Origin of the sequence: Radiobacillus deserti (assembly GCF_007301515.1) — a bacterium.
GTDB lineage: Bacteria > Bacillota > Bacilli > Bacillales > Amphibacillaceae > Radiobacillus > Radiobacillus deserti.
Window position 1 is genome coordinate 1,200,071 of record NZ_CP041666.1, and the last position, 19,902, is coordinate 1,219,972.

The following is a 19,902-nucleotide window of genomic DNA, read 5'->3' on the forward strand; positions in this document are numbered from 1 at the left end:
TTGGAGGAAGGAAAATGCAAAAAACAAAGGTACATGTGCAAGGAACGGAACAGTTTTTCATGACATCTAAACATAATCGTCGTTATCGAATAATGGTGTATAGACCACAACAAGAAGCTCCTGCCTCGGGATTTCCCATCCTGTATGTTTTAGACGGAAATGCTTTTTTTACTACGGTTACAGATGCTATTCGTCTTCAGTCTCGGCGTTCCGATAAAACTGGAGTAGTCCCAACTGTTGTTGTAGGAATTGGATATGATTCAGAGGAACCATTTGATAAAAACCGATTTTATGATTATACAGTCGCACCAGCTGAAGATCAGGTATCTTCTAAGTTTACACGTAAAATGGACGACGAGCAGGGTGGTGCAAATGAATTTTTGATGTTTTTACAAGAAGAATTGAAGCCAAAAATAGAAAGAGAGCTGGCAATCGATTCAGAGAAACAAGCTATTTTCGGTCATTCTCTGGGTGGTCTATTCGTTTTACATGCCTTATTCACGCAAACGAGTCTTTTCCAAACCTATATTGCAGGTAGTCCCTCCATTCACTGGAATCAAGTAAAGTTAAGTCAAGAGGAAGAACACTTCATCCAAAACAATTGTGATGAAAAAGTATCGATATTAATTGGTGCTGGAGAACTGGAGGGTGAGCATCATAGCAAGATGCTTATGAATGCTCGGGAATTAGCACAAAGACTACAGCAGCTAAAGCATGCACGAGTAGAAGCTTACGAATTCCCGGATGAAAATCATATATCTGTCGTGCTTCCTCTTATAAATAAAGCAATCCGGTTTTGTTCAGATGATTGGAAGTTGTAGACTGACCAAAAGTGGGGGATGGCAGTTAAGATGATGAATCAATAAATGTTTGGAATGCTGTTTGTAAGTCATCTTCCCTCCATTTTTCTCCTTCTTTTAGTGTAATTATCTCTTTTATTTTCCCTTCATCTAGTAAAACAAATTCATTACATAATTGTGATGCAAAAGCAAAAATATGTGTGGAAAATACGATACATCTATCAATGGAATACTCGATTAAGTGCTTTTTCATCATCTCTAGATGAACAGGGTCTAACCCTGTAAATGGCTCATCCAATAACAAAACATTTGGTTTGTGCAACGTAGCGACAACATAAGCTAGTCTTTGTCTCATTCCTCTTGATAAATTTTCCGTAGGTTTATCTTTTACCTCCGCTAAGTCAACCTCTTGCAACCTATTGATTAGTTCTTCTTTAGTTAACCCCAACCTTCGAACGAGATTTATGTAATGAAGCATCTCAAGTACAGATACATGATTAATAAAAACAGGTTCATCAGGTAAATAGCCAATATTGTCTTTTGATAAATTAGTATAGGAAATATCACCAGATGAGGGTTCTAATAAACCTATTATTGTTTCAATTAGTGTTGTTTTCCCAGCACCATTTTTTCCTATTAAACCAATGACTTTATTCTTTCTTAGTTGTAAGTCAATATTATTTAATGCTTTTACGTCATTGCCGTAGATTTTATTTACCCCATTTAAAGTAATCATGGCCGTCACTCCATAAATAATTTTGATTTTGAAGCTTTTGAATAAAATAATCTTTTCTTCGTAAAATAACCTGCATACATGATTAGAAAGAAGCAAACCGTGCAGTTAAAAATTACCATCCATAATATAAATGTTGGACTTGTATACAAAGCAGCCCAAACGAACGCTGCATTTATAAGGCCAATACTACTTATCACAATGTTGTTTATAATAGATGCATACGTTGTAGGGATGTCAGTAATCTGTTCCCACTTATAATTTGGAAATAAGGCGGTACTTAATGGCCCAGCAGGTGAAACTACTAGCGCAAACGTGAATAAGGCAATTATAAATGTAATATGGAAACGAACGGAAACATCTAAGAACAAAATAATTGAACAGCTAAGAATGGCACCAAACAGATTATTCAATAGTAACGAAGTCAGTGTTCGAAATAATACTTTCCACTTTATAAATTTTTTAATGTATCCAAAATGAATCATGGTTTCCCCATCTAAATCAATTGAAGAAAAAGACAAAGTAGTTTGTAAGAAAAAAATAAATGGGGAATAGAGAAGAAATAAAATGGCTAAATATTTAGATAATAGCTCTGGGTTATTATTTAGGTAAAATAAAATAGAATAAAAAATAATCAATGGTGTAATATTGATCAAAAATAATAGATGAATGTTAACTGGCAGATTTTTGCGAAAAATCAACCATTCTTGCTGAAGTAAACGTGGATACAATTTGCTAGATCTATGTTTTTCTTTCGAATCTTGTGCTGAAAACGAAAGCGAGAAAAATTCATAAACTCCAGTTGCAAGGAATCTTTTTTTACATTTTCTTAATATCCTATGAATGATAAATCCAATAATAAAGAAAAAGAATAGGCTACTGAAGAACATTAAAATCGTGAAATCAAATAATGTAAGGGAAAGCTCTCTGTACATATTTTTGAAATATACATATAAGATTAATCCAGTTAGAATTGGAACTAAGAAATCAATATTGGATAAAAATAAAAAACGGCGCGTAAGGAATCGAATCTTATAAAGATATAACTCAATAATTTTAATCCTTAGAACTAGAGATAAATAAAAGGATATGAATGTAAGCATCATATAAATAAGACCGAAAAGAATGTTTTCGAAAATGAAGTAGCAAATGGCTAGAATTAAGTTAGTCCAAATACTAAAGAAAAGGATGAAAATCTTTCTACTTAATTCTTTTGCCATAGCATATTGGTTTTTAGAGTAACCTAATATGTCCAAAAGTTTTCGGTCCCCGCTATCCAGTAAACGAATCAAGCTCTTGTACGTATCTAATAACATGAACGAGATACAAGATAAAAAAAGCATGACTACAGAATAGGCATGGAAAATAAAATAAATGGAAATAGCGCCTATCGTTGTAAGGAGAAACCAAAACAATATATAGAGAAAAAATTTTCTCGTATTATAACTTGTGGAATGATTTACATAGTCTTTTACTTTTACGCCTAAGTAAGCCAGAATCATTTTCATTAAAAAAATCCCTTTTAAAAGATTTGTTACGTTACAGTTATCATACTAGAGGATATGGAGTATTTTAACAAATAAATGGAAAAATAGGTATAAATTACTATAATAAATAATGCAGAGCTACAAAACCAATGAAATTAACAATTTCATTGGTTTTTAATGGGAATATTTCTCCGTTCTTAACTAGAAATTTTACTCTCTTTTTGAAAATTCGAAGGCGTCATTCCTGTCCATTTTTTAAATGTGCTACTAAAATGTCTTTCATCTTTATAGCCTGTTTTATTAGCAACCTCATATATTTTATAATGCTGAGTCAACAGTATCTTTGCTTGTGTAATCCGGTATTGATGCAAATAATCTAAAAAATTAATTCCGAGCTCTTGTTTAAATAATGTACTTAAGTATGCACTTGATACAAATACTTCATTCGCGACAGATTCCAATGTTAGATTTTCTGTATATCTTCCCTCAATGATGGCTTGCGCTCGTTGGACTGTGCGGTGAACTGGTTTTTCTGCAGTAACGATCTCAAACAAATTTTGGAATATTTTTTTAAGAATAGTAGACATTTCATCGAAGGTTTTCATCGTAGGCATTTGTTCTAGCCAGTTTATGAAGTCATTTTCCCATTCAATTTTGGTTAATGTTGTTCCTTGAACAAACTTCTGCATCTCAATAATTAATGTCATGGCTTTTACGTTCATCTGATCTTTATGATAGGAGGTGTTTTCTTTTAAGTACGTAAGCCAAATTTCTAGTTTATCTAATGCTGCATCGTACTGTTTTTGATAAATATATGTGATAAGTTCATTTTCTATATCAGATAGTTTCTTATCATGAGAACTAAGCTTTCTTTCCTGACTTTCTAATTCCGAATAAAAGAAAGCATCCTTTTCCTTATAATAGTAATGTTCATCTAATGCCTTTTTTGCTTCATGGTAGCTGTCGTGTACATACTCGATGGAAGGTTTCACCCTACCAATTCCTATATAAATAGGTAATTTTAAATATCGCATGTAATTTTCTTTTAATTGCTGTAGATAGGGAATTAAATGGCTAGAATCATAATGAGAATCTATATTACCTACCCAAATAAGAAATTCGTGATCAAACAAAATTTCTAGCTTCCCTGAATAGAAAGAAGATAATGTTTCGTTCGTGACATTCATGGCTGCAAATCGTAGTAGTTCATAATCATCTATATAATAGGAAATTGCTTTTGATGGGAATCGAATGATACCTACATGTAAATAATCCTCAGGATGAATACACATCTTTAGCTGCTTCGCGCTTATCCTTTTCTCTTCGTTCTTGGATTGATCAGGAAAATGGAACCAATAATGTAGCTTTTCTACTTTTTCTAAGTAATTGTTCTTGTCAGCATATTCTTCTAGTAAATGAAGCTGTTGATTCATTAGCCTTGCTTGATCGATTCGTTGTTTCGCTTGCAGTACGGCATCTAAAATTTTGCTAGGAAGAGCGGGCTTTAATATATAGTCAAACACATTTAAGCGGATGGATTGCTTCGCATATTGAAAATCCTCATAACCAGTAAGAATAATTGCTTCAAAAGAGAGCCCTCTCCCTTTCGCTTGTTGTATAAAGTCTAATCCGTTTATTTTTGGCATTTGAATATCCGTTAAAATGATATCCGGGTGAACATGGTCTAAAAGGGTCAATGCTTCTTCGCCATTAGCTGCTTCTCCACAGATTGTAATGTCATGCATGTTCCAGTCAATAGAAGAAATAATTCCGTTACGAATTGTATCCTCATCCTCTGCAATAAATAGCTTTAGCATTCTTACTCACGCCCTTTCTCCTTACTTGATTTCAAAGGAATGTGAATCCTTACCTTCGTACCTATTCCATAGTCACTTTCAATTCGCATATTTGCCTGTTGTCCATATTTCATCCGAAGTCGTTCCATAATATTTACGAGGGCATACCCAGGACGATCTTGTTCCCTATGGACCTCTATGCTTTCGAAGTCAGTTTCTTGTAAGTATTCATTTATACGGTTCAACTTGTGTAATTCTATTCCGATACCATTATCCACGACCTCAATGTTTAAGAAATGTTCCTCTTGAGCAATTTGAATATAAATGAACCCATTATCCTCAATACCCTCTAAGCCGTGCAGAACCGCATTTTCAACAAGCGGTTGAATTAATAGCTTAGGAATGGGAATTGCTTTTGTCTCTTCGTTTGCTTGGATTTCATAGGTGAATTTATTGGTAAATCGATTCTTTTGAATGATTAAGTAATTTTCTATTAGCAGTAGTTCATGTCCAACGGTTACAAATTCTTTCCCATCACTCAAGCTTAGTCGAAAAAATTGTGACAGCGAGTAAATCAAATCAGCGATGTCCCTTTGATTCTTTTGCTGTGCTTTCCAAAAGATGGTGTCGAGTGTATTGTATAAAAAATGGGGGTGAATCTGAGCTTGTAACGTTTTTAATTCGGCTTCTTTTCGACTTAGTTGGGTGCGAAAGACATCGTCTATCAGTCGTTTGATCTGTTGGACCATTACATCATAGCCGCGTCCCAATTCACCGACTTCATCCTTGCCTCGAAAGGACACTTGCTGTGTAAAATCTCCCTTTTGCAGCTGATAGATTGATTTGGTTAGTTTTTTTAAGGGCTTTGTAATAACGGACGATACATACCAGGAGAACCACACTCCCATAAAGAAGCATAAAGCGGTTACAAGAAGTGTCCATATTTTAATGGTATTTAACTCCGTAAGTAACTCGTTCCTCGGTTGTAGGAGTAATACATTCCAGTCATTCTCTGATTTAGAGCTTGCTAACATCCATTTATTGCTGCTTACAGAAATGGAGTTGTTTGCCTTCTCGGTAAAGTACGGGATATCAGCAATGTGTGCCCCAATCCATTTGCTATCGGTGGACGTTATAACTTTGTTGTCCTCATGAACAATAAATAATTGGGCATTATTGCTTAATCCGTTCGTATATTTTCTCCGCAATGTTTCTTCATTGACTCCAATCACTACAATGCCTAAATCCTTCAGTGTATAAGAATTTTTAATCACCCTTGTTAAAATAATCTTGGTTCGGTTATCTCCTTCAAACAGAGGAGCATCGTTCATAAGTAACGTCCAGGATGGATTACCTGCTTGTTCAATGGCGCGTTTGTAATGCTCTGTTTGTTGGAACGCAGAGAAAGGCATTGCACTTGTCACACCAGTTTGGTTGATTGCTAGTGGAGGTACCTCTTCATTAAATCCATATAACACGAGAGATTGAAAGTCTCGTTGATTCACTAAAAGACTAGACACTATTTCGTTAATTTGCTTCCGTCTTGAAATAGAGTCATCCTCTGTAATTGGATTTAAAAACTGTTGAACACTAGACAGCAGAAATAAGTAGTTCGTAAAGTCAACAGCATCGGTTGTAATGTAATCTAATTGGTTACTGATTTGATTTGTGTATTCAAGCTGGGCTCGATTAATTTTTTCTAGTACTTGATTTTTGGCTGTGTAATAAGAATACCAGCCTGTAATAGCGACGGTAATTAATAATAAAGGAATAAACCAGAGTAAGATTTTGAATCGAACAGGTAGATCTAAATAAGAAGTAAGGATTCTTCTTTTCTTCATTATGTGTGCCTCATTCCTCGATATGGTACCACGCAAAAATACGTCACCTTAAAAGGATAACGCTTTCATTCTGCTGATGCTAGTATACTATAATTATAGAAAATAAATAGATAGTTCAAAAATCCTATAAAAAATGTAAACGGTTTCTAAAAAATGCTACATTGTTTTAAAATCAATCCATCCATAGACTTATAAGTGGAAAGCGAAACAAAAACAAAAAAGGTGGGGGAAAGATGAAAAAATCATTTTTATTACTGATATTCGCTTTTATTGTCTCGATTAGTTTAGTCGCATGTAGTGAAGATTCAAGCTCTAAGGGAGAAAGTAATAGTGGAGGTTCCGGAGATGGAGAACAAGTTACGTTAAGCTTTTTCACTGCTCTTCCGGATCGTGAAACAGGAATGGGTGGAGTGGAGCAACAAATCATCGATGCATACATGGAAGAAAACCCTAATGTAAAAATTGAAGTGGAAGCGCTTCAAGATGAACCGTATAAGGACAAAATCAAAATCTATTCATCTACGAATAAATTACCAGATATTATTCAAGCGTGGGGACAGTCTTCTTTCATTGCTCCTTTAATTGACAACGGCTTATTGCATGAATTGGATGCTGCTGATTTTGAAGATAAAGGATTTATTGAAGGCTCTTTTGATGGCTTTTCTAAAGATGGGAAGTTGTACGGTGTTCCGAAAAACACAGACTTTTTACCGCTTTTCTACAACAAACGTCTTTTTGAAGAGAATGGCCTAGAGCCTCCGAAAACAGAAAAGGATTTAATTGAGGTATCTAAGAAATTCCGTGAACTTGGTATTAATCCAGTAGCGATTAACGGTATGGATGGCTGGACATTCCCAATGTGGTTTGATTATACGTTACAGCGTGAAACAGGAAGCTTTGACTTAATGGATGATGCGCTAGCTGGTGACGCTTCCTATACAGACCCTGCTGTCATCGATGCTGCAGAAAAAATGAAAAAAATGGTTGATGAAGGTGTATTTGCGGATGGCTATTTAACAGCAGACTATGGAACAGCACGAAACTTATTTGGTCAAGAAAAAGCAGCCATGTACTTAATGGGTGCATGGGAAATGGGATTAGCTACAGATGAAAACTTCCCTGAAAGCTTTAGAGAAAATGTAGGCGTTATTAACTACCCAGTCTCAGATAAAGCAGAAGCTGGTGATCTTGTGATTTATCAAGGCGGGGGCTATGCCGTATCTGAGAACTCTGAACATAAAGAGGAGGCTGTAAAATTCCTTCAATATTTCTTTGAACCAGATAACTGGCCAAAACTTGTATGGCAAAGTGGAGCAGGGATGCCTGCACAGAACTTTGAAGATTACTTAACTGGAGAGGAATCTCAGCTCCAAAAAGAGATGGTGGACATTTTTAACAGTGTAACATCTGCAAGTGGTACGCCAATTTTAGATGATTCTACTCCTGAATTTAAAGAAACGATTATGACGTTGCACCAAGAGCTATTCACTGGAGAAATTACTCCAAAAGAATTTGGTGAAGAATTAGATGCTGCTGCAAAGAAAGCTCGCGAAGCATCTGAATAATAGTGAAATCGGAAGGTGATGGTGCACATGTGCCCATCATCTTCCATATTCAGAAGATTTAGGAAGGAAAAGAGGGCTAGTCATGAATCAATTGATGTCCAGCAAAAGATCGATATTTTTCTTAGTCGCACCTGGCTTTCTCATCCTTATTTCGATGATTATTTTTCCAATTGGGATGAGTATTTATTATGGATTTACTGACTGGGGCGGTATAGGGGATTACAATTTCATAGGGTTTGAGAATTTTAAAACTATTATTATGAACGATGAAGTCTTTAGAACCTCTCTTATAAACGCTCTTCTTCTAACCGTTGCAACGATTGTGATTCAACACCCGATTGCCATTTTCTTGTCGATTCTCATTACACATTGTGGAAGATGGGAAAAGGTTTTACGAACAGTGTTATTTATTCCTGCAATTATATCCATTGTTGTAACGGCAAAGCTGTGGGCAAGTATCTATAATCCGCAATACGGAGTGCTTAACAATGTTCTGGAAGCAATTGGGTTATCCTCCTGGACACAGGATTGGTTAGGAAACCCTAATTTAGCTATCTGGTCGATTATTGTAGTGACAATGTGGCAAGGCTTTGGATATGCGTTTTTACTTTATTATGCTGGGGTAAAAGGCGTTCCGGATGAACTTTATGAAGCAGCAAAAATAGATGGAGCTAATCCATTCCAATTATATGTGAAGGTTGTTATTCCACTGCTTGCTCCCATGATGCGTGTTGCTATTATTATTGCAGTTATATCTTGTTTGAAGCAAATGGAAGTGGTGTACTTGATGACAGATGGTGGTCCGGGAAATAGTACACAACTTTTAGGAAACTATTTATATCAAACTGCTTTCTCATCTGCTCAATATGGATATGGGAATGCGATATCCGTCATATTTGTCATTGTTGTTTTAATCATCACAGTTGTTTTAAACAAATTTTTAAAAAGAGATGTTGGTGAATATTAATGGAAAAGCAATTAAATACAACACCGAACATATCTGTTATTCGTAAGAAGGAAAAGAAATCTCTTAGTCTAGGAAAAATAATACTCTATATCTTCATGGCGATTGTAGGGTTCCTGCAGTTGTTTCCGTTGCTATGGCTATTCGATTATTCGCTACTTAACAGTGGGGAGTTCTTTGGTGATGCTATTTTACAAATTCCATCTCCACCAGAATGGGAAACCTATATAAGTGCATTTACACAAGGGAATGTACTCCCCTATTTCTTTAATAGTGTATTGGTTACATTCGTATCTGTCGCGTTAACTGCATTTGTATCGATTTTACTTGCCTATGCGTTTACTAGAATGAAATGGCGTTTTAGTGCCTTGTTCTTAAACATTATTTTACTAGGAATGATGATTCCCATTCATGCTACGCTACTTCCGAATTTTATTATCTTTAATGAAGTAGGAATGTTAAATAGTTATTGGGCTTTGATCTTACCATATACAGCTTTTAATATTCCGATTAGCATGTTCATTGTGACCGGATTTATGGAGACGATTCCACGCTCAATTGAGGAAGCTGCAGTTATGGATGGTGCAGGCATTTGGCGAATATTATTTAAGGTTATTTTTCCGATAACAAAGCCAGCCATTGCTACGATAAGTGTCGTAAACTTCATTAATTGCTGGAATGAATTTATTATGGCCTACACGTTTATAACGGAGGATACGTTCAAAACACTACCGTTTTCAATTATTCAGTTTGTCGGCCAGTATTCTTCTAATTACGGAGCACAATTTGCAGTTATGTCTTTGATCGCAATCCCATCTATTATTATGTACTTATTCTTTACAGATGAAATTAACAAAGGGCTAATGGCTGGTTCTATTAAAGGATAGGTTAAAGGAGGAGATGGCCGTGCTAATAGGAAGTGGAACGGGATGGTTGTATCGAATATGTGAATGGGTGACGCGGCTTGTGTATGTGAATTTACTCTGGCTTGGATTTAGTTTACTTGGTCTTCTTTTATTCGGAATTGGACCTGCTACTTCCTCCATGTTTACGGTAATCCGTAAATGGTTAAACCACGATGAAGATATTCGCGTTTTTAGAACGTTCTTGGAAGCTTTTAAAAAGGACTATTGGAAAGCGAACCTTCTTTTTATTTTACTTTTCATCGGTGGATGTCTCCTTTATTTAGATTTTCTATTCATTGGCCAATTTAGTGGGACTATATCAAGTATGCTTTCCGGAATATTACTTTTGTTAACTGCCATTTATTTGGTCCTTTTATTTACAATTTTTCCGGTGTTTGTCCATTTTGAATTAACGGTGATTCAATCGATTAAATATGCGATCCATTTAGGGGTGAGCTCACCTTTGTCCATGGTTATCATTGGGGCGAGTATCTGGCTCATGTATGAAGTTATGGTATATATTCCAGCTACGATTCCGTTTTTCTCTGGTAGTATTGTTAGCTTTATTGCTATGTATCGAGTAAATATTGCTTTGAAAAAGCTAGAATTAACCTATAATCCAGCGTGAAATAAGAGCTGTTAGAGCATATCTGGCAGCTCTTTGTAGATACAACTGAAGTTGAAGGAGGAGAATATATGTCGCCAAAGCAGTTTTTATGGGGTGGTGCGGTTGCCGCGCATCAATTAGAAGGTGGCTGGAATAAAGGAGGAAAAGGGCCGAGTATTGTTGACGTGATGACGGCTGGGACCAAGGGCGTTCCAAGAAAAATTACGGATGGAGTTTTGGAAGGGGAATACTACCCGAATCATGAAGCCATTAATTTTTATGGGAAGTATAAACAAGATATTGCGCTTTTTGCCGAAATGGGGTTTAAATGCTTTCGCACTAGTATCAATTGGACAAGAATTTTTCCGAAAGGGGATGAAGAAGAGCCGAATGAAGAAGGATTGCAGTTTTATGATGATCTATTCGACGAATTGTTAAAGCATGGGATAGAACCGGTCATCACGCTGAGTCATTTTGAAATGCCCTATCACCTTGCGAAAGAGTATGGTGGATTTGCGAATCGAAAGGTCGTTGATTTATTCGTTCGATATGCTGTGACGGTAATGGAAAGGTACAAAGATAAAGTAAAGTATTGGATGACCTTTAATGAAATTAACAATCAAACGAATACGTCATCCGATATTTTTGGATGGACGTGTTCTGGGGTCAGGTTCTCCGAATATGAAAATAAAGAAGAAATGATGTATCAGGTTGCCCATCATGAATTAGTAGCAAGTGCACTTATTGTTAAAAAAAGAAAAGCAATCAATCCGGATTTTCAAATCGGGTGTATGATCGCATTTGTACCTTTCTATCCATACTCTTGTAACCCTGATGATATCATGATTGCGACAGAGTCCATGCATGAGAGATTCTTTTTTCCAGATGTCCACGTGCGAGGCTATTATCCGAGCTATGTGTTAAAAGAGTGGGAGCGTAAGGGATACCAGATACATATGGAACAAGCGGACAGCCAGATTTTACTGGAAGGGACCGTTGATTTTATTGGACTAAGCTATTACATGTCAAACGCAGTCAAAGCAGATGCCGAGACAGATACTAGTACATCAACAGATGGTGCGTCTAAGCATTCGGTTCCAAACCCGTATGTGAAAGCGAGTGATTGGGGATGGCAAATAGACCCAGTCGGCTTAAGATATACACTTGTCACGTTATATGAGCGGTATGAGCTTCCTCTTTTTATTGTAGAAAATGGCTTTGGAGCAATCGATGTCATCGAAGAGGACGGATCTGTACAGGATGACTATCGCATAGATTATTTAGCCAATCATATCAAAGAGATGAAGAAGGCAATCGAGATAGATGGCGTGGACGTGATGGGCTATACTGCGTGGGGATGCATTGATGTTGTATCCTTTACAACAGGTGAAATGAAAAAACGCTACGGATTTATATATGTGGATCGCAACAATGATGGCACAGGTACATTAGAAAGAAGGAAGAAGAAGTCGTTCCATTGGTACCAAAAAGTGATTCGCACAAATGGAGAGGATTTAGCTTTCTAGAATGGGGAGGAGGGAATAATATGGCTACGTTTATTGCGTTTGATATCGGTGGGACAAAGGTAAAGCATTCCCTATTGACGGAAGATGGAATGGTGCTTGAAAAATGTCAATACGATACATCAGCAACGGATTTGCATGCATTCCTATCGGACATGATTTCCACGATTGCCCATTACCAATCTGTTCACAACGTGAAGGGAATTGGAGTCAGTATGCCTGGGTTTATTAATACGGAAACAGGCTATGCCGAAACAGCAGGTAGCGTTACTGCGTTAGAAGGCAAAAATTTAAAAACGATATTACAAGATAGAGTAGACTTGCCAGTTGAAATAGAGAATGACGGGAATTGTGTCGCTTTAGCAGAAATGTTAAATGGGAACGCGCAAGATAGTAAGAACTTTATATGTGTCACAATTGGAACCGGTATTGGTGGAGGAATCGTGTTAAACGGCGATATCGTTCATGGTCATTCCTTTAGAGGTGGGGAGTTCGGATTTATGGTTACCCAAAAGAATCGTGAAGGAAAGGATATATGGCACCATAATGGTTCTACCAAGAGCTTGATTGAAGCATACAAGGAGTGGAAAGGTATCGACTCTGATGCAAAAATAGAAGGACAGGTTATATTTCAGGAAGCTCTTCATGACGAAAGCGTGGATGCATTAATTAGTGACTGGTTATCCTACATTAGCTGCGGTATTTACAATTTGGCAGTTACCCTGAACCCAGAGAAAATTCTGATAGGTGGTGGGGTAAGCGTACAAGAACATCTGTTAGAGCGACTAGAAAAGCAATTGGAGACCCTGGAATTCTGGGAGAATTTTCGTACTCCAATCGTACGATGCAAGCATAAGAATGATGCTGGGATGTTAGGTGCATTAAAACATTTTTTAAACAAGCAGTCTCCAAAACCGTAATAGGGAATCAAGTTTCTATTAATGAAAAAAAGTAGTTCATCCTAGCATCGTAGAGCTGGATGAACTACTTTTATAAAAGGAACTACTTTAATTTTTGTCTGTGGGGACAGCACAACTATCGTCTGTACATACTCCACCATCACCATTTCCAGAAAGGTCTTCAAACTGTGGCTTTGGGTTCTCTTCGTCCCACACTTTTTGAAGCGCATTTGTAAATGTTTCTAATGGTTGTGCACCAGAGATGGCATATTTATTGTTAAGAACAAAAAACGGAACACCAGTTACTCCAATTTGTCGAGCTGTGCTTTCGTCCGTTTTAACATCATCTGCATACGCTGATTTATCTTGTAAAGTTTCCAACGCTTTTTCCTTGTCCATGCCAACTGTTTCCGCAAGCTCTGCTAACGTATCGGTATCTCCTACGTTTTTATTATCTGTGAAATAAGCATGAAGGAGTTTTTCCGTTAACTCAGCTTCTTTGCCAACCGTTTTTGCATATTTCGCAAGTCGATGAGCATCAAATGTATTAGTTGGTTTCATATCATCGTAATTATAAATTAAGCCAATTTCAGCAGCTTGTTGGATTAGCCCCTTATTCATTTCTTTCACTTGGTCTATCGTTGTGCCGAATTTAGCAGCTAAGGACTCGTATATATGTTTGTCTGTATAGGCTGGCGTAGTTGGATCAAGTTGGAAGCTTTTAAACTCGACATTCACCTGATCCTTAAAAGGAAGCTGCTCTAATGCTTGCTCTAATCTTCTTTTTCCAATATAGCAAAACGGACATACAAAATCCGACCAAACTTCAACTTTCATAGTCAACACCTCGATTTCAAGATACATGTATTGTAGCAGATGATATGGGAGGGAAGATAAGAATATGCTCAAACCTTAAAGTGTTGTCCGATTAAGGTCCACCTTTTCGTTATTTCTTCGATTCGACAAGATAACTAATGGCGCCAATCGCTGCACCTAAAACAGCTCCACCAGCCACTTCAATTGGCAAGTGTCCTAACATTTCTTTTAGCTCTTTTTCTCGCTTTTTATGATAGAAGCCAGGGTGTTCATGTGCAAGCTTTTCCATTTGTTCATTCATGTCGTTTACCGCTATGGCAATTTCACCAGCTTGCCAGCGAATGCCCATTGCATCATACATAACAATGATACTGAAAATACTACTTATTCCAAAGTCAACGGACCGTACGCCCTTTTTCAACGCAACATACGTGGTGAGAGATGTGACAGCAGATGAGTGCGAGCTCGGCATGTCTCCAGAGCCATAAAGTTTTTTCCAGTCCCATTTCCCCGTTTCCATATAATGCAAGGGTACTTTTAAAAATTGTGCTGTGCCTATTCCGATTAATGCAGTTGCTATTGCACGATTCATGTAGTGTTCACCTCAGACTTAAGATGAGAAAGAATAAGACCTTTTATTCAACTTATCAGGTTGTTTCATTATTTAAACATAAAAGAAACAGGGAGGTAAATATACTAGTAATGGAGGTGCAGAAGCGATGAATAAGAAAAAGAAGGTTGTGCTTTTTCTTGCCGTAGTGGTCATTGTCTTCGGTATGATTCCATTATCGATTAGCCTTGCCTACGGAAACATCCCGTTTTATGACAATAATAATTTGGAAGAGTATGATGTGTTAGTTACTAATGATGAGGAAAAAAATGAATCCGAAATTACCTTCCTAAGTGATAGTACGTACACGTGGGGAGAAATTAAAACATATGTGGTTCACAATGAAATGTCCTATTGGAACGTGCTACGGATGGTTGCTGCAATGGTTGGGGTTGCTTTTCTTGCTGTTGTTTTGGATCGGCTATTCGTTCGTACTTCTAGAAAAACGTTTAGAAGATAAAATCCTCGTAGAACGGGATATTTTCTCAAATCATCTCTAGTTGGCTTTCCTTTGTACATACTGTGATAACGTCTAAGCCAAACTAACAATTGGAGGTGATTGGAATGGCAGATCGTAAAAAAGACAGATTAACAAGTGGCCCTAGTGATGAACAAGCAGTCCGCAAAAAACTATCCAGACAATTTGATCATGAGGCAGCGAATGAACCATTAACCGCAATGGAAAAAGCACATAATAAAAAAACAAAGAAAAGACAATAAAGAGTGCAGGTGCCTGTCACTTGTCGAATTCGACAAGTGACAGGCACCTTGTTTTATACAAGCGGTTTATAATATAATAATTGTAATGAATTTCCTGTATATAGGAGGGGAAATTACATGGCACATGTCCTCCATGCAATGAAGAATGGATTGGCTTCTGCAATACTCGGTGTAATGTTACTTTTTATAACTCCTCTTGTTTTGATTGCATTTGGAATATCGGAATTCAGTACAAAGCCAATGGTGTTCGGGATGCCCATATTCTCTATTGAGATTGGAGAAAATGGTTTTTTTTCCGAAGTAGACCTATTAGGAATTGTCGTTGGTTTTGCTATCGGCTTGCTCATTCATTTTGCTCTTGTATTCCTTAAACAAAGACGCGAAAATTAAAGAGATGTAAACCAATTCTGTATGAAGGAGTTGGTTATTTTTTTGTGAAAAATAAAGAAAATTCGACAAGTGACAGGCACCATACCACAAAAATTCCACAGAATTGAAAAGAATTCTGGTCTGAAAGTGTGCTAACATGATAAGTAGGATAAAACAAGAGGTCTAAATGATGTCGAAGAAGGAGTCCTATTAATAATGAGTCTATTAAGTCAGAATTACTTATCGCAGTTTAAAGATGCTATCAACGAACTTACGAGGTTTACGATGGTGTATAAGTTTGCTATGGATGAGCTAAATACAAAAATTAATATCTTACAGGAAGAGTTTCAATATGTCCATGACTACAATCCAATCGAGCATTGTAGTTCTAGGTTAAAATCACCCGAGAGTATTTTACAGAAAGTAATTAGAAAAAATATTGATTTTTCACTACCTGAAATAAAAGAAAACATCAAGGATATAGCTGGAATTAGAATTTCCTGTTCGTTTATTAGTGATATTTATCGTATTAGTGAAATGATCGAGAATCAAAAGGATGTGGAGTTAGTTGATCGAAAGGATTATATAAAAAATCCGAAACCGAATGGATATCAAAGCTTGCACCTTATCTTAAAAATTCCTGTATTTATGTCGGATCGTGAAGAAGAAGTATATGTTGAGCTACAAATACGTACGATAGCCATGGATTTCTGGGCAAGCTTAGAGCATAAAATTTTCTATAAATACAATAAGGATATTCCGGATAGATTAAAGAAGGATCTAAAGGATGCGGCATTTTCCGCTGCAGAATTAGATAAAAAGATGGAAAGCATCCATAAAGAAGTGAACCAGTTAAAGAAAGTGAATGAAGAAGAAGAGCTAGGAGACTTATTATCGTTAGATCTTCCAAAAAATATGATGCAGTCCATCTTGAAAGATCTTAATGGTTCATTAAAGCTATTAGAATAATGAGGAAAGGGTGTATCTAACCAAGGTACACCCTTTGTTTTCTACAAAAGATTCGGCCCTTGCACATTTAGTTGCAAGGGCCGAATTTGTTACGATTAAGCTTTTTTGTTCTTACGACTTAATTTCGTTGTTACTTCGTACACAATTGGTACGATAACAAGTGTTAGTATGGTAGAGCTGGTTAACCCACCAATAACGGTTACACCTAATCCTTTCGAGATTAGACCGCCACCTTCAGCACCGATTGCTAATGGGATGAGCGCTCCAACTGTTGCGATAGCTGTCATTAAGATTGGACGTAAACGAGTTACCCCAGCTTCTAATAACGCTTCGCGAGTGGAAAGTCCTTCTTTTTCTTTATGGATGACTCGGTCGATAAGTACGATTGCGTTCGTTACAACGATACCAATCAGCATTAATGCCCCAATCATCGCAGACACACTGAGCGGTTCCCCTGCAATCCATAGTGCGACTAATCCACCGATAATCGTAAACGGTAAGGAGAATAAAATCGCAAATGGAGCCAAGGCACCACCAAAGGTTACGACAAGTACAAAGTACACGATTGCAATTGCAGCGAGCATTGCTAAACCTAATTGTGTAAAGGATTCATTGATTTGTTCGGTAACCCCACCGAATTCAACTCGGACCCCATCTAAATCTAAATCTCGAACTTTTTCATTTACTTCTGTAGAAACCGCAGCTACATCGTTAGAAAGCACCTCAGCTGATACCGATGCATACATATCTCCATTTCGTCGAGAAATCGTGTCCGGAGATTTTTCTTCCTCTACATCCATGACATCTTCTACTTTGACTGTAGTTCCTAGTGGAGTTTGAATTTCTGTATTTTTTACATCTTCAATGCTTTCATATGCTTTTTCTTCTACTTCCACATATACATTGATGTCTTCACCGTCATGTTTAACAGTTGTTAGTACTTCTGCATCACCAGTACTATTTAAGTTCATACCAATTTGAGCAGCTGTTAATCCGTATTGACTTAATGAATCTTGGTTCGCAACCAGTGTATATTGATCATAAGCCTCTGAAAGACTAGATTCTACGTTTTCAAGGTCGTCTCTATCTTCCATAATCGGCAGAATTTCATCAACAGCGGATTGAATTTCTTCTAGATTGTCCCCGTAAACGAACAATTCAAGACTGCTACCACCTGTAGTAGCGAAATCAATAGTTCCCCATTCTCCTTTTTCCGTTGTTTCATTTAATTTGTCAATCACGGTAGAGCTTTCTTCACTAAAGTTTTCATAGTCATCGGCATATTCCACGAAGAATAGAGCCGAATTATCATTACCCATCCCCATCATGGACATGGAGCCACCGTTACCGATGGAGTACTGATAGGTTGTAACACCATCTCGGCCACTGAAGAATTCTTCCGCATCACTAGCTATTGCTTGAACATCTTCTCTCGTTTGTCCTGGTTCCGGACTATAAGTCGCAACGACCATTTTTTGTTCGTCAGATGGTAAGAAGCTTACTCCGATAATAGGAACTAAAAATAAACTTGCTACTAGTACTACAACAGCACTACCAAATGTTATCCACTTATGGTTCAGTGCCCAATCTAGTATTCTCTTATAGAAGTTAGCTAACTTACTTGGTTTTTCTTCATGAACAGTCGCTACTTCTAAAGAGCCTTGTTCTAAGCGTTTCTTAAATAAAGTGTGGGCAAGCATCGGCACGATTGTAATGGCTACAAGCAAGGATGCTAATAATGCGAATACAACAGCTAGGGCAAACGGTAAGAACATTTCTCCGACTTGACCGCTAACTAATCCTAACGGTAGGAATACAGCGATGGTAACAATAGTCGAAGAACATATTGGGATAAACATTTCTCTTGTTGCTTCCCTGATTAATTCTTTTCCTTTTAATTGCTCCCCTTTGAGCGCCATTCTTCGATAGATATTTTCGATAACCACAATAGAGTCGTCAATAACACGACCAATGGCTACGGTTAGTGCCCCTAATGTCATGATATTTAACGTAATATCCATTTGATGTAACAACAAGATTGCCATTAATAGCGATAGCGGAATGGAAATAACGGAAATAATCGTCGTCTTAAAGCTTCTTAAGAAAACAAGGATAATGATAACCGCAAACAAGGCTCCAAAAAGTGCTTTATTAAGCATCGTGCTTACGGATTCCTCAATTGGTTCCCCTTGGTCAAATGTGGAGGTAACCGTTAATCCTAAATCGTCTTCGAAATCACCAATTTTATCTTTAACCCCATTTACAACCTCGACAGTGTTTGCGTCGGAAGCTTTTACAATTTGAATCCCAATGGATTCTTCTCCGTTTGTGCGAGAGATAGACTCTGATTCACTCACTACTTCAATGGCTGCTAAATCTTCCAAGGCAACAGTTGGGAGCTTCATAGAAGCTTGTGCTTGTTGTGCGCCACCTGCTTGGCCTTGTTGTTGGCCTTGCGTAGTAGCACCTGCTTGCCCTTGATTTGCAGACTGAGAAGGGGTGATTGGAATTTGAATGTTTTTAAAATCTTCAACGGACGCTACATTTCCGTCAATTACTAGATTTTTAACTTCACCATCGAAGTTTGTTAAGCCTAGTGGGAAGGATACATTCGATCCTTGAATGATTTGTTTAACCGTATCTTCTGTTAATCCATATTGAGCTAATGCCTCTTGGTCAAACTTCATACTTACTTCTTGAACTTGTTGACCAGACACTTGAACGTCTGCAACACCGTCAACGCCTTCTAAGACTGGTAGTACATTTTCTTCCACTTCTGTCGTAAGTTCTTCCAAGGATAAGTCTGGATTACTAACGCTTAATGCCATGACAGGGAAGGCATTTAGACTTAATCTTGAAACATCTGGGTTACTTACACCGTCTGGTAAGCTTAAATCCTCTAAAGCCTCTTTTACTTCATCTTCTGCTCGATCCATGTCCGTATCGAAGTCGAACTCGATTTGAACGGAAGAAGCATTGGCCATAGAAGAGGAGCTAACGAGTTCAACACCACTTAAATTTTGAACACGTTGTTCTATAGGTTCTGTTACTTCATTGGCTACCTCATCTGGTGCAGCACCTGGATAGGTCGTAATAATTGAAACGTTAGGCAGGGTAATGTTTGGCATCGTTTCCTGTTTCATCTTTAAACCAGAATATAGCCCTGCAGCAGTTACCATAATGGTAAGTATCCATATGGCAAACTTATTGTTAAGCGAAAAATCAATGATCTTCTTCAACAAGGACACTCCTTAACTATTTTTGACTGACTAGTCATTACTTTGTATAATATAACGGA

General features: G+C 37.3%; 18 protein-coding genes. 11 read left to right on the plus strand and 7 right to left on the minus strand.

Annotated features, from left to right (window positions below; translation table 11 throughout):
* Positions 1–14: 14 nt before the first annotated feature.
* On the plus strand, positions 15–821 hold the full coding sequence (locus FN924_RS06365; RefSeq protein WP_228409602.1) for an alpha/beta hydrolase: 807 nt from the start codon (positions 15–17) through the stop codon (positions 819–821).
* A gap of 25 nt (positions 822–846) precedes the next feature.
* Here the strand turns inward: FN924_RS06365 and FN924_RS06370 are convergent, their stop codons facing one another.
* The 4 genes from FN924_RS06370 to FN924_RS06385 all read right to left on the minus strand — a co-directional run bounded on the left by FN924_RS06370 (position 847) and on the right by FN924_RS06385 (position 6,657).
* Entirely contained in the window at positions 847–1,536 is a 690-nt protein-coding gene (locus FN924_RS06370) for an ABC transporter ATP-binding protein (RefSeq protein ID WP_143892776.1), read from the minus strand.
* A gap of 5 nt (positions 1,537–1,541) precedes the next feature.
* Positions 1,542–3,041: a hypothetical protein gene (locus FN924_RS06375; RefSeq protein ID WP_143892779.1), complete on the minus strand. Its 1,500-nt coding sequence runs from the start codon at positions 3,039–3,041 to the stop codon at positions 1,542–1,544.
* Between the two features lie 176 nt (positions 3,042–3,217).
* Positions 3,218–4,837, minus strand: a complete 1,620-nt coding sequence (locus FN924_RS06380) for a response regulator (protein WP_143892781.1) — start codon at positions 4,835–4,837, stop codon at positions 3,218–3,220.
* A 2-nt stretch (positions 4,838–4,839) separates the two neighbouring features.
* Positions 4,840–6,657: a sensor histidine kinase gene (locus tag FN924_RS06385; RefSeq protein ID WP_143892783.1), complete on the minus strand. Its 1,818-nt coding sequence runs from the start codon at positions 6,655–6,657 to the stop codon at positions 4,840–4,842.
* A 233-nt stretch (positions 6,658–6,890) separates the two neighbouring features.
* On the opposite strand from FN924_RS06385, the gene FN924_RS06390 reads away from it, so the two are divergent.
* The 6 genes from FN924_RS06390 (at position 6,891) to FN924_RS06415 (ending at position 13,141) form a co-directional block, all read left to right on the plus strand.
* Positions 6,891–8,222, plus strand: coding sequence for an ABC transporter substrate-binding protein (locus FN924_RS06390; protein ID WP_143892785.1), 1,332 nt, complete (start codon positions 6,891–6,893; stop codon positions 8,220–8,222).
* An 82-nt stretch (positions 8,223–8,304) separates the two neighbouring features.
* Entirely contained in the window at positions 8,305–9,189 is an 885-nt protein-coding gene (locus FN924_RS06395) for a carbohydrate ABC transporter permease (RefSeq protein WP_143892787.1), read from the plus strand.
* Complete coding sequence (locus FN924_RS06400) at positions 9,189–10,073, plus strand: carbohydrate ABC transporter permease (RefSeq protein ID WP_143892789.1); 885 nt, start codon at positions 9,189–9,191, stop codon at positions 10,071–10,073. The genes FN924_RS06395 and FN924_RS06400 overlap by 1 nt, the downstream gene beginning before the upstream one ends.
* Positions 10,074–10,092: 19 nt before the next feature.
* Positions 10,093–10,719: a YesL family protein gene (locus FN924_RS06405; protein WP_158633952.1), complete on the plus strand. Its 627-nt coding sequence runs from the start codon at positions 10,093–10,095 to the stop codon at positions 10,717–10,719.
* A gap of 68 nt (positions 10,720–10,787) precedes the next feature.
* On the plus strand, positions 10,788–12,224 hold the full coding sequence (locus FN924_RS06410) for a 6-phospho-beta-glucosidase (protein ID WP_143892793.1): 1,437 nt from the start codon (positions 10,788–10,790) through the stop codon (positions 12,222–12,224).
* A gap of 20 nt (positions 12,225–12,244) precedes the next feature.
* Positions 12,245–13,141 carry an ROK family protein gene (locus FN924_RS06415; RefSeq protein WP_143892794.1) on the plus strand — a complete coding sequence of 299 codons (897 nt, stop codon included), beginning with the start codon at positions 12,245–12,247 and terminating at the stop codon, positions 13,139–13,141.
* Positions 13,142–13,228: 87 nt separating this feature from the next.
* Here FN924_RS06415 and FN924_RS06420 read toward each other — a convergent pair whose 3' ends face one another.
* Positions 13,229–13,957 carry a DsbA family oxidoreductase gene (locus tag FN924_RS06420; RefSeq protein WP_143892796.1) on the minus strand — a complete coding sequence of 243 codons (729 nt, stop codon included), beginning with the start codon at positions 13,955–13,957 and terminating at the stop codon, positions 13,229–13,231.
* Between the two features lie 109 nt (positions 13,958–14,066).
* Positions 14,067–14,528 carry a divergent PAP2 family protein gene (locus FN924_RS06425; RefSeq protein WP_143892798.1) on the minus strand — a complete coding sequence of 154 codons (462 nt, stop codon included), beginning with the start codon at positions 14,526–14,528 and terminating at the stop codon, positions 14,067–14,069.
* A 127-nt stretch (positions 14,529–14,655) separates the two neighbouring features.
* On the opposite strand from FN924_RS06425, the gene FN924_RS06430 reads away from it, so the two are divergent.
* The 4 genes from FN924_RS06430 (at position 14,656) to FN924_RS06445 (ending at position 16,604) form a co-directional block, all read left to right on the plus strand.
* Complete coding sequence (locus tag FN924_RS06430; protein ID WP_143892799.1) at positions 14,656–15,006, plus strand: hypothetical protein; 351 nt, start codon at positions 14,656–14,658, stop codon at positions 15,004–15,006.
* Between the two features lie 104 nt (positions 15,007–15,110).
* Complete coding sequence (gene sspO / locus FN924_RS06435; protein WP_143892801.1) at positions 15,111–15,266, plus strand: small acid-soluble spore protein O; 156 nt, start codon at positions 15,111–15,113, stop codon at positions 15,264–15,266.
* A gap of 117 nt (positions 15,267–15,383) precedes the next feature.
* On the plus strand, positions 15,384–15,656 hold the full coding sequence (locus FN924_RS06440; protein WP_143892803.1) for a hypothetical protein: 273 nt from the start codon (positions 15,384–15,386) through the stop codon (positions 15,654–15,656).
* A gap of 195 nt (positions 15,657–15,851) precedes the next feature.
* Entirely contained in the window at positions 15,852–16,604 is a 753-nt protein-coding gene (locus tag FN924_RS06445; RefSeq protein WP_143892805.1) for a GTP pyrophosphokinase, read from the plus strand.
* 95 nt (positions 16,605–16,699) lie between these two features.
* On the opposite strand, the gene FN924_RS06450 is transcribed toward FN924_RS06445, so the two are convergent.
* Positions 16,700–19,843 carry an efflux RND transporter permease subunit gene (locus FN924_RS06450; protein ID WP_143892807.1) on the minus strand — a complete coding sequence of 1,048 codons (3,144 nt, stop codon included), beginning with the start codon at positions 19,841–19,843 and terminating at the stop codon, positions 16,700–16,702.
* Between the last annotated feature and the right edge of the window lie 59 nt (positions 19,844–19,902).